10 protein-coding genes are annotated in these 11,355 nt (G+C 62.6%); 8 read left to right on the top strand and 2 right to left on the bottom strand.

Annotated elements, in window-relative coordinates:
• Nucleotides 1-2: 2 nt before the first annotated feature.
• A complete protein-coding gene (locus GBJ34_RS13640) occupies nucleotides 3-512 on the top strand; it encodes a flavin reductase family protein (protein WP_151719758.1) in 510 nt (169 codons plus the stop codon).
• 69 nt (nucleotides 513-581) lie between these two features.
• Entirely contained in the window at nucleotides 582-2,024 is a 1,443-nt protein-coding gene (locus tag GBJ34_RS13635; RefSeq protein WP_192931219.1) for an APC family permease, read from the top strand.
• Between the two features lie 207 nt (nucleotides 2,025-2,231).
• On the opposite strand, the gene GBJ34_RS13630 is transcribed toward GBJ34_RS13635, so the two are convergent.
• Both GBJ34_RS13630 and metC read right to left on the bottom strand, forming a co-directional pair.
• Nucleotides 2,232-2,888 (bottom strand): GntR family transcriptional regulator, encoded by a 657-nt coding sequence (locus GBJ34_RS13630; RefSeq protein ID WP_151719757.1) that lies wholly within the window; start codon nucleotides 2,886-2,888, stop codon nucleotides 2,232-2,234.
• A gap of 140 nt (nucleotides 2,889-3,028) precedes the next feature.
• Nucleotides 3,029-4,195 carry a cystathionine beta-lyase gene (metC, locus tag GBJ34_RS13625; RefSeq protein WP_151719756.1) on the bottom strand — a complete coding sequence of 389 codons (1,167 nt, stop codon included), beginning with the start codon at nucleotides 4,193-4,195 and terminating at the stop codon, nucleotides 3,029-3,031.
• Nucleotides 4,196-4,322: 127 nt separating this feature from the next.
• Here metC and GBJ34_RS13620 point away from each other — a divergent pair, with 127 nt between their 5' ends.
• The 6 genes from GBJ34_RS13620 (at nucleotide 4,323) to GBJ34_RS13595 (ending at nucleotide 11,345) form a co-directional block, all read left to right on the top strand.
• The gene (locus GBJ34_RS13620) at nucleotides 4,323-5,363 is read left to right on the top strand and encodes an amino acid ABC transporter substrate-binding protein (RefSeq protein WP_151719755.1); all 1,041 of its coding nucleotides are present in this window, start codon (nucleotides 4,323-4,325) and stop codon (nucleotides 5,361-5,363) included.
• Nucleotides 5,364-5,460: 97 nt separating this feature from the next.
• Nucleotides 5,461-6,657 (top strand): amino acid ABC transporter permease, encoded by a 1,197-nt coding sequence (locus GBJ34_RS13615; RefSeq protein WP_151719754.1) that lies wholly within the window; start codon nucleotides 5,461-5,463, stop codon nucleotides 6,655-6,657.
• A 4-nt stretch (nucleotides 6,658-6,661) separates the two neighbouring features.
• Complete coding sequence (locus tag GBJ34_RS13610) at nucleotides 6,662-7,768, top strand: amino acid ABC transporter permease (RefSeq protein WP_151719753.1); 1,107 nt, start codon at nucleotides 6,662-6,664, stop codon at nucleotides 7,766-7,768.
• Between the two features lie 69 nt (nucleotides 7,769-7,837).
• Nucleotides 7,838-8,557 carry an amino acid ABC transporter ATP-binding protein gene (locus tag GBJ34_RS13605; RefSeq protein ID WP_404811431.1) on the top strand — a complete coding sequence of 240 codons (720 nt, stop codon included), beginning with the start codon at nucleotides 7,838-7,840 and terminating at the stop codon, nucleotides 8,555-8,557.
• Nucleotides 8,558-8,605: 48 nt separating this feature from the next.
• Nucleotides 8,606-9,985: an MmgE/PrpD family protein gene (locus tag GBJ34_RS13600; RefSeq protein WP_151719751.1), complete on the top strand. Its 1,380-nt coding sequence runs from the start codon at nucleotides 8,606-8,608 to the stop codon at nucleotides 9,983-9,985.
• A gap of 4 nt (nucleotides 9,986-9,989) precedes the next feature.
• Nucleotides 9,990-11,345: an MmgE/PrpD family protein gene (locus tag GBJ34_RS13595; RefSeq protein WP_151719750.1), complete on the top strand. Its 1,356-nt coding sequence runs from the start codon at nucleotides 9,990-9,992 to the stop codon at nucleotides 11,343-11,345.
• Nucleotides 11,346-11,355 lie beyond the last annotated feature (10 nt).

The raw sequence follows: 11,355 nt of genomic DNA, 5'->3' as shown, positions 1-11,355 counted from the left end.
GGATGGAGGATCTGCGCGCCCGTTTCCTCGAAGGCATGAGCCGTGCCGCAACCTTTGTCGCGGTGGCGACCACCGATGGGCCTGCGGGGCGTTTCGGGGTCACGATTTCCTCGCTGACCTCGGTTTCGGCGGATGGCGATCAACCCTCGCTTCTGGCCTGCATCCACCACCTTTCGCCCGCCGCGGGCGCAATCCTGAAAAACCGCAGCTTCTGCGCCAACCTGCTGCATGAGGGGCAAGAGGCGATGGCGAACCTTTTTGCCGGGCGCGGCGGCGACGGTCATGACAACCGCTTTGACCGGGCGGGCTGGACACCCGGTCCGCTGGGCCAGCCGCAGATCACCGGGGCGACAGCGGTGTTTGAATGCCGTCTGGCCACCGCCCTGCTGTGGGAAACCCATCACATCATCGTCGGGCGGGTGGTCGGGATCACACTTTCCGAAGATCCGGCGGCGTTGCTTTACGGCCAGCGCGCCTATCGCCGCGCGGTGCATCTGCCAAAGGAAAACTAACCACGCGTGACATCTTGGGTGACCCAGGCGGCGACAAGACCGCAGGGCCCCGGAACAGGGAGACGGAACATGACGGATATCGCGGGGGCTGGGGCGAACCAGCTGCGCAAGAATTCACTGGGGCTGATGGCAGTCACCTTCATGGTGATCTCGGCGGCGGCGCCCCTGACCGGGGTAGCGGGGGCCATGCCCATCGCCTTTCTGCTGGGCAATGGCACGGGGATCCCGGCCACCTTCATCGGGGTCACGTTGCTGATGCTGGCCTTTTCGGCAGGCTATGTCGCGATGGCGCGGCATGTGAAGAATGCGGGTGCCTTTTACGCCTATACCGCCCGCGGCCTTGGTGGTCAGGCCGGGGGCGCGGTCGCGATGGTGGCGGTGCTGGCCTATAATGCCATGCAGTTCGGGCTGATCGGCCTGCTGGGTGGCATCTCGGCCGGGGTCTTTGGCGAAATGGGGCTGACCGCGCCATGGTGGGTCTATTCGCTGGTGGCGATCCTGCTGGTGGGCTTGCTGGGCTACCGTCAGGTTGATCTCTCGGCCAAGGTGCTGACCATTCTGGTGATCGCCGAGTATTTGATCGTGCTGATCGTGGATCTGGCGATCATCGGCAAGGGCGGTGCGCAGGGGCTTGGCTTCAATCTTTTCGACTTTGCCGCGATCAATTCCGGTTCGCTGACGGTGGCGGTGCTGTTCTGCCTTGGCTCTTTCATCGGGTTCGAGGCGACCACGATCTATGCCGAAGAGGCCCGCGATCCGGCCCGCACCATCCCGCGCGCGACCTATCTGTCGGTCCTGATGATTGGGGTCTTCTATGTCTTCACCACCTGGCTGATGATCGTGGGCATCGGTGCGGCCGAGCTTGTGCCGATGCTGGCAGGGCTGCCCGATCCTTCTGCGTTGTTCTTCATTCTGGCCGATACCTATGTCGGCGGTCCGGTGCCGATGGTGGCGGGGCTGTTGCTGGTCACCAGCCTGTTTGCCGCCCTTTCGGCCTTTCACAATTACATCGCGCGCTATTCCTATGTCGCCGGGCGCGAGGGGCTGCTGCCCGGCGCCTTTGGGCGCACCCATGATGTGCATCAAAGCCCGCATGTCGGATCGCTGGTGCAGACAGCGGGCGCGCTGCTGGTTCTGGCGATCTTTGCCGGGCTGAAGCTTGATCCGGTGCTGAACATGTTCACCTGGATTGCGCAGATCGGCACGCTGGGCGTTCTGGGGATGATGACGGTCACCTCGGTCGCGGTGATTGTCTTCTTCCGGGGCCGTGGCGATGGATCGCCCGTGACCACGCTTGTCCTGCCCGGCCTGTCGGCGCTGATCATGGCGGCGCTGTTCGTTTATATCTTCCTGCACTTCGGTGACCTGACCGGCACGGCGGGCGCGGCCCTCGGGGTGATCCTGCCCAGTCTGGTGCCGCTGGTGGCACTGGCGGGTTGGCTGATGGCTGCCCGGCTGAGGGCGCGCGATCCGGCAGCCTTCGCCCGGATGGGGGAAAACCGTCTGGAATGAGGGGGGCTGTCTTGCAGGCGCGTCGTGACCGGTGGGCCTGCAAGCATCAATTGCATGTCGCTCCGCCCGGCGTCCCGTCATGCCACGACTGCGGTCTCAATTGGACGGTTGGCCGGGCCAAGGCCGAGAACAGCAGACAGGCAACAACCGTACCTTTGGGGCGGGGCCACTCCAAGGTGGTGCCAACGGCACCCTTGTCAGTGAGCCTCAGCTCTTGTCGGCTTCTGCCATCATCCGCAGGCGGATCTGGAAGCCCGCCAGAATGTGTTTGCGGGCCGCCCGCTCCGCACGGTCGCCATCGCCTTCGGCAATCGCCGCCACGATCTCTTCATGCTCGCGCTGCGCTGCCTCCAGCCTGCCGGCTTCCATATAGGTCGTGCCCGGCAGCAGGCTGAGATGCACCCGCAGATTGTTCAGCGCGTCGATCATGAACTTGTTATGCGAGGCATGGGCGATCTGGCGGTGCAGAACTTTGTTGCGCTCCAGCAGTTTGACCGGATCTTCCAATGCGCGGTCCGCCATCACCATATCGCGCAGCAGATTGACCTCTGATCTTGAGGCATGTTCTGCGGCAAGCCGGGTCGCCATGCCCTCCAGTCCTTCGCGCACGGCAAAAAGCTGACGCAGCTGGTCGTAGCTCAGATGGGCGATAATCAGCCCGCGCTGCGGACCATGTTCGGCCAGGCCCATGGCATGAAGGCGATGCAGCGCTTCACGCACGGGGGTGCGGCTGATGCCGAGGCGTTGGGCCAGTTCAGTCTCGGTGAGGCGGCTGCCCGGACGCAATTCACCAGCTTCAATCAATTCCATAAGATGATCCAGCGGGTTGCGCCGGATCATCGTCGCCTCGGTCTCTTGCTTCATAACGATGGCTAAGCCTTTCACGGAACTTCTGGCCGCACCAGAACAACACGGAGCATTCAATTGTATCCTGTATACAAATGTTCCCTGTTCGGCGCCAGAGGGTGGAAGGTTCTTCCATGGGATGCTTGGCTTGGGGAAGCTTATTCTCTCAGGCGGTCAAAGCCGCGCCGCAATTCGGCGATGAGGTCATCGGGGTCTTCCAGGCCGACATGGATACGCACGGTTTGCCCGCCTGGCGTCCAGGTGGTGGCGCTGCGATAGACGGACGGGTTCGAGGGCACCAGCAGGCTTTCAAACCCACCCCAGCTTGATCCCATCCCAAACAGGGTCAGCCCGTCGAACATCCGGCCAAGCGCCGCGCGGTCAACCGAACGCATCACAAAACCGAACAGGCCCGACGCGCCGGAGAAATGCTGTTTCCACAGGTCATGCCCTGGATCGCCCGGCAGCCCGGGATGCATCACGCGCAGCACTTCTTCCTGTTGCAGCAACCAATTGGCGACCTTCAGGCCACTGGTGTGATGGTGCGCCATCCGCACGGCCATTGTCCGCAAACCGCGCATGGCAAGGAAGGCATCATCGCCACCGACACAGACGCCAAAGCGCAGATAGGTGTCGCGCAGCCGGTCATATTGCGCGTCCCTGCACGCAATGCTGCCAAGCATCAAATCGGAATGGCCGGAGATATATTTGGTGCCCGCTTGCACCGAAATATCAACCCCTTGCGTCAGAGGTTGGCAGAAATAACCGCCACTCCAGGTGTTGTCGATCGCGGTTGGGATGGCACGGCGCTGCGCGACTGTGCAGATTGCGGTGACGTCCTGCACTTCGAAGGTCTGCGAGCCGGGCGATTCCATCCAGATCAGCTTGGTTTCCGGCCGAATCAGGCTCTCGATCTCGGCACCGATGGCGGGATCATAATAGGTCGTTTCGACGCCGAATTTCCTGAGCATCAGCTCGCAGAACTTGCGGGCCGGGCCATAGGCGCTGTCCGTCATCAGGAAATGTGCGCCGGGTTCGGCAAAGGCCATCAGGACGACACTGATCGCATTGACGCCCGAGGGGGTGACCAACGCCTTGTCAGCCATTTCCAGTGCGCAGATCGCATCTTCCAGCGCATGGGTGGTGGGGGTGCCCCGGCGGCCATAGCGCAGCTTTGTGCCCTCCTTTGCTTCCAGCGCAGCCAGATCGGGGAACAAGATGGTCGATGCCCGATAGACCGGAGTGTTGACCGCGCCGGAATGCTGCGCGGGGGCGCGGCCTGCATGGGTCAGGATCGTGTCATAGCGCAGATGTTCACTGTTCATGTTGGCTTCCTTTGGCGAGGAGTTCCCTGTTGCATACTGCATAAAACATATGTATACAGTGATGCAAGGGGCATCAATCACGCATAGCGAAAAGCCATGAGCCGCCCCGCAACAGAGAGGGAATGACATGATCAAGACAAAGGTTGCCGGACTTTCCGCCGTGGCAGGCCTCATGCTGGGTGTTGCGGTCGGGTCGGTGGCGCAGGCCGGTGCGGGCGATACGCTGGCTGCCGTCAAGGCGCGGGGCGAGTTGCTTTGCGGTGTCCATCCGGCCCGTCATGGCTTTGCGGCCCCCGACAGCCAGGGCAAATGGAGCGGCTTCGAGGTTGACTTCTGCCGCGCCATCGCCGCGGCAGTGTTCGGTGATGCGTCCAAGGTCCGCTTTGTCGCGCTTTCGTCGCAGCAGCGTTTTCCCGCGATCCAGTCGGGCGAGGTGGATGTGCTGGCCCGCAATGTGACGGCCACGCTCAGCCGCGATACGGCCTTGGGTCTGAACTTCGCGCCGCCGATCTTTTACACGGGCACCGGCTTTCTCGTGCGCAAGGCCGACGGTATCGCAAAGGTGTCGGATCTGGACGGGGCGGTGATCTGCATGGCACCCGGCTCGACCACCGAGCGGAACGTCGCGCAGATTTTTGCGGCCGCGGGGATGACCTATACCCCGGTGGTGATCGAGAACAACAAGCAACTGGTGGATGCCTATGTCACCGGGCGCTGCGATGCGCTGACCAAAGACAAGGCCGCCCTGCCGGGTGTTGCCGCGTTTGACACCGAAAACCCCGCCGACCATATGCTGCTGCCGGGCATCTACTCCAAGGAGCCGCTGGCAATGGCCGTGCGCCAGGGCGACGATCCGTGGTATGATCTTGTGAAATGGGTCACCTATGCGACCTTCAACGCCGAAGAACTGGGCGTGACGCAGGCCAATGTCGACGAGATGAAAGCCTCGGCCGACCCCGACATCCAGGCCTTGCTGGGCGTGATCGGCGATAACGGCACCAAGCTGGGCGTCGACAATGCTTGGGTCTACAATATCGTCAAGCAGGTCGGAAACTACGAAGACATCTACATGCGTCATTTCGGTCCCGAGACGCCGGTGGCGTTGGACCGCGACCAGAACACGCTGTGGTCCGAAGGCGGACTGCTTTACGGCTTCCCGATGCAGTAACGTCGCTGGCCCGCTTATCCCGTCTCCCTCGCGCCCGGCTTGCCCGGGGGTGAGGGACATGCTTGCCCGGCACCGGGCCCATCTTCGGGGACGACAGATGATTGATACCAACCAGGACCGGAGCGGGAAACGATCCGCACGCAGCCTGACAGACATCCTTTACAGCGAGAGTTTTCGCACGCTGATCTATCAGGTCGCATTGGCGGTCGGTGTGGCCCTGCTGGGCCTTTACCTTTACCAGAACGTCATCGAGAACCTGAGCCGCCAGAACATCGCCACCGGCTTTGGCTTTCTGGATCAAGTGTCGCAATTCGAGATCGGCGAGACGCTGATCAACTATTCCTCGCGCGATACCTATGGCCGCGCGCTGATGGTCGGGTTGATGAACACGCTGACCGTTTCTGCGGCGGGGATCGCTGTCGCCACGGTGATCGGCTTTTCGATCGGCATCGCACGGGTGTCGAACAACTGGCTGCTGCAACGCATCGCCATCGCCTATGTCGAGATCGTGCGGAATATTCCCGTCATCCTTCAGGTGATCTTTTGGGGGGCGGTGATCCGCAACCTGCCCGCGCCGCGTCAGGCGGTCGAGCTTTGGGGGCTTGGGTTCCTGTCCAACCGAGGGCTGACCTTCGCGCTGCCCGCCACCGACCCTGCGCATGTCTGGATGTTTGCGGCGTTGATCGCCGGGATCGTTCTCGCCATCGTCGCCTGCCATATGGCCAAGCGGCACCGCGAGGCGACCGGCCGGTATATCGACATGCTCTGGCCCTGTGTCGCGCTGGTTTTCGGGCCGCCTGCAATGGTCTGGCTGGGGTTCGGTGCGCCGCATGACATCAGCTTTCCCGAACGCCAAGGGTTCAACTTTGTCGGCGGGGCCACGATCAGCCCGGAATTCGTGGCGCTGATGGCAGGGATCGCGCTTTATTCTTCGGGGTTTATCGCCGAAATCGTCCGCGCCGGCATTCAGGCCACCCCGCGCGGCCAGATTGAGGCAGCCCGTTCCATCGCGCTGCGCCCCCGTTTTGTCATGCGCTATGTCGTGCTGCCACAGGCGCTGCGGGTAATCGTGCCGCCGCTGACCAGCCAGTATGTCAGCCTGGTCAAGAACAGCTCGATCGCGGTCGTCATCGGCTACCCGGATCTTGTGAACATCGGCAACACGGTGATGAACCAGACCGGGCAGGCCGTCGAGGCGATTGCGGTGATGATGATGGTCTATCTGATCATCAGTATCGTGACCTCGCTTCTGATGAACTTCTACAACCGCCTTGTGGCGATCAAGGAACGGTAAGATCATGACCTCGGTTTCCCAACACCCTGTCGCCAAACCCGCCGCCTATAACCCTGACGCCAAGATCCCCGCTCTGGTCTGGCTGAAAAGCAACCTTTTCAGCTCGGTCTGGCAAAGCCTGCTGACGGTCATCGTGGCTGCCGTGCTGATCCGGTTCTGCTGGTTCGTGCTGGATTGGGGCGTCATCAACGCGGTGTTCTACACCGCTGACCCCGATACCTGCCGGGCTGCTACCGGGGCCTGCTGGGCGGTGATCGTCGAAAAGCACCGGCCCATGCTGTTCGGGCTATATCCCTATGCCGAGCATTGGCGGCTTGTGCTGATGATGGTGATCTATCTTGTCACGATCGTCGTCTCGCTCAGCCCGCGCTTCTGGAACCTGCGCCTGCTGGTGCCGCTGTGGATCGTGGCGACATCCGCCATTGGCGTCCTGATGTTCGGCGGTGTTTTCGGTCTGCGCTATGTGCCGACATCGGAATGGGGCGGCCTGCCGCTGACCATGCTGCTGTTCACCGGCACTGTGCTGATCGGGATGCCGATTGCGGTGCTGCTGGCTTTGGGGCGGCGTGCGCCTTTGCCGGTGGCGCGCAGCGTATCGGTTGTGTTCATCGAGGCGCTGCGTGGCGTGCCGCTCATCACCATCTTGTTCGTGGCCGTCAACGTGTTTCCGCTGTTCCTGCCCGCCGGGGTCGAGGTGAACAAGCTGTTGCGCATCACCATCGGCATCGCGATCTTCTTCGCCTGCTATCAGGCCGAGGTGATCCGGGGCGGGCTTCAGGCCATTCCGCGCGGCCAGTATGAGGCCGCAGCCTCGATCAGCCTCAGCTATTGGCAGACCACCCGCAGGATCATCCTGCCGCAAGCGTTGCGGATCTGTCTGCCCGCGATCACCAATCACATCATCGCTGCGATGAAGAACACCTCGTTCGTCATCATCATCGGCCTTTTCGACATCCTGACCGCAACCACGGCGGTGATGCAGGATCCCCTTTGGCGCAGCTTCTACATCGAAGCCTATCTGTTCGTCGCGCTGGTTTACCTCTTCTTCGGCTATGCGCTGTCGCTCTATGCGCGCCAGGTCGAGAAGTGGATCGCCTCGGGCCGGATCTGACAGCACATACCGGAGAATATCATGACCCAATCCTCCTTTACCGATCAGACCGCAGCGCCCGTCATCCGCATGGAGAACGTGTCAAAATGGTTCGGCAGTTTTCAGGCGCTGCACGAGGTCAACCTTGATGTGCGCAACGGGGAACGTGTCGTTGTCTGCGGGCCTTCCGGCTCGGGCAAGTCCACGCTGATCCGCTGCATCAACCGCCTTGAGGTGCACCAGTCCGGCCAGATCTTTGTCAAGGGTCTGGAGATGACCGACAACGTCAAGAACATCGACACGATCCGCCGCAACATTGGCATGGTGTTTCAGAACTTCAACCTTTTCCCGCATCTGACCGTGCTGGAAAATCTGACCCTGGGGCCGATGCTGACAAAGCAGGTGAAGAAATCGGCCGCGGAAGAGCTGGCCATGCATTTTCTGCGAAAGGTCCGCATCCCGGAACAGGCGCATAAGTATCCGCTTCAGCTTTCGGGCGGGCAGCAGCAGCGCGTGGCCATCGCGCGCAGCCTGTGCATGGAGCCGGAGATCATGCTGTTTGACGAGCCGACCTCAGCCCTTGACCCCGAGATGATCAAGGAAGTGCTCGATACCATGATCGAACTCGCCGAAAGCGGCATGACCATGATCGTGGTGACGCATGAAATGGGCTTTGCCCGCACCGTGGCCGATAGCGTGGTGTTCATGGCCGATGGGCGCAAGATCGAAAGCGCGCCACCCGAAGAGTTCTTCGGTAACCCGCGTGAGGAACGGACCCGCGCCTTCCTCGACCAGATCCTGAAGCACTGATCCGATCCGGCCCAGACTGGGCCGGATTCCCTAACAGGAGTTTCCCTCGTGCCGTCCTTGACGTCCGAGCTTGCGGCCCGCGCCGCAGGCCTGTCTTTTCACGACCTCAGCCCGGCGGTATGCCACTGGGCGTGTCATGCCCTTGCCGATACCATCGCCTGCGGCATTGCGGGTGCCAATGAAGATGTGGTGCGCCGTCTCGCCTCGGTTCTGCCTGCCGCCGCCGGGAGTTCTGCCCTGCTGGGTCAGGCCGGGCGGCTGCACGAACTGGACGCCGCCCAGATCAATGGCGTCGCCGCTCATGCGCTGGATTTCGACGATTGCAACCTTGAGATGGACGGCCATCCGTCCGTTTCCATCGTGCCCGCCCTTCTGGCGCTTGGTGACCGTCTGGATGTCAGCGGTGCGGATCTGCTGACCGCCTATATCGCAGGGATAGAGACCGAGATCCGCATTGCCCGCCTGTCGAACCCCGCCCATGCCGACCGCGGTTGGCATCCGACAGTAACCTTTGGCGTGCTGGGCGCGGCGGTCGCCTGTGGGCGGCTGCTCGGGCTTTCGGCAGAGCGTATGGCGGTGGCGATCGGCATCGCGGCCTCGTCCGCAGCCGGGCTGCGGGCCAATTCCGGGACGATGACCAAACCGCTGCACGCCGGGCAAGCCAATCGCAACGGATTGCAGGCGGCCTTGCTGGCAGAGGCGGGTTTCACCGCCAATCCCGCCGTATTGGAGCACAAGTTCGGCTTCATGGCTGCCTTTAACGGCAGCGTCCCGGCAGATATCGCCCCGGCGCTGGAGGGGTGGGGGCAGGATTTTGCGCTGTTGTCGCCGGGGATCGCGATCAAGCAATATCCCTGCTGTGCCTTCATCCATTGCGCCATTGACGCCGGCGCCGAGCTGCAATCCCAGATCGGCACCAGCACGATTGAGGCGGTCGAGGTGGCGCTGCACCCAAGGCGGCTGAAGAACATTGACCGCCCGCAGCCGCGTGACGGGCTGGATGCGAAGTTCTCCACCCAGTATCTGACGGCCCGCGCGTTGATCTCGGGCACTGTCGGCTTTGCGGATTTTGAGCAACCGCTGCTGTCGGATGCGGCAACCCAGACACTTTCGGCCCGCGTCGGCCTGACGGCGCATGAGGGCGATGACCTCTCTTTCGGACGGGTCACTGTGACCCTGAACGATGGCCGCCGCCTTTCCGCCGGTGCCAGCGTCGCGATGGGGCGCGGCCCTGCAAACCCGATGACCGAGCCGCAGTTTCGCGCCAAGTTCACCGATTGCACCCGGCGGGCGCTACCCGCTGCGGTGGCAGCCGCGTTGTATGACCGGCTGGCAACCCTGGCCGATCAACCCTCCCTCCGGCAGCTGACGGCGCTGATGCAGCCTGGACCACAACGCAGCCTTCCCCTTGCGGCAAACGAAAGGTAATCCGATGTCCCTGTCACGCGAACTCGCCAAGCGGGTGGCCGCCCTTGATCCCGCAAGCTTCGATCCCGAAGCGGTGAAATGGGCCCGCAACGCCATTGCCGATATGATCGGCTGCACCCTGCTGGGGGCACCCACCGACACGACCGATGCGGTGCTGATGCCCGATCTGTATGGGGCCGGCCCCTGTCTGGTGCTCGGCCGCAAGACCCGACTGGGGATGCTGGATGCGGCTTTTGTCAACGGCACCGCCGGCCATGCGCTGGACTATGACGACACCTCCAAATCGCTCTCCGGTCATCCCACCGTCATCATCATCCCCGGCCTTCTGGCGCTGGCCGAGGCGCGGGGGGCCAGCGGCAAGGACCTGACGGATGCCTATATCATCGGGGTCGAGGCGGCGACGCGATTTGCCCGTGGTGTCAACTTTCAACATTACGAAAAGGGCTGGCATCCCACCGCCACGCTCGGGATTTTCGGTGCCGCTGTGGCAGCCGCAGTCCTTATGAAACTGAACGAGGACCAGATCGCCAATGCGATCTCGATCTCGGCTTCGCTGGCTGCGGGGATTAAGGCGAACTTCGGCACAGCGACCAAACCGATGCATGCGGGGATCGCCGCCCGCAACGGGCTGTTCGCGGCCTTGATGGCCGAAAAGGGGGTGAACGGATCGCCCGTGGCGCTGGAACATCCGCAGGGTTTTCTGGAGGTGTTCAACGGGGCCGGCAATTATGACACCGCCCGGATGCTGAAGGATTGGGCCGCGCCGCTGGATCTGCTGGCACCGGGTATTTCGATCAAGAAATATCCCTGCGTCTACAGCGTGCATGGCGCGATTGACGCTGCGATCCAGATGCAGGGCGAAGCCTTGCCCGACAGTGTCGCCGTGGCCGAAGTGATGGTGCGGATGCATCCTCGCCGCCTGCTGCCGCATGTGCGCAATGCCGCGACCTCTGCGCTGAATGCCAAATTCTCGCTGCCTTATGCGGTGGCGCGTGGTCTGGTGAACGGGGCTGTGCTGCTGGAGCATTTCGAGGATGGTGCCCTGCATGACCCCGAGGTGACTCGTATCATGGGCCTGATCCAGATGGAGCCGCATGATGACGACGCCAATGATTATGGGGCCGAGGTGGTGGTGACGCTGCAAGATGGCTCGGTGTTGCGGCAATCTGTGGCGGCACCCCTGGGCCGTGGCCCCGAAACCCCGCTGCCACAGGAGATGCTGGAAGCGAAGTTTGCCGATTGCGCCCGCGCCTGCCTGACCGAAGCGGGGGCAGCCGACGTCTTCGCCCTGTTGATGCGGCTGGAGCAATTGCCCCATGCCGCCGATCTGACCGCCGCCATTGCCGCCGCGACCCGCTGAAGGAAACCCT

It is taken from the genome of Gemmobacter serpentinus, from assembly GCF_008973825.1.
GTDB lineage: Bacteria > Pseudomonadota > Alphaproteobacteria > Rhodobacterales > Rhodobacteraceae > Gemmobacter > Gemmobacter serpentinus.
This window is presented reverse-complemented; position numbering and strand designations above follow the sequence as displayed.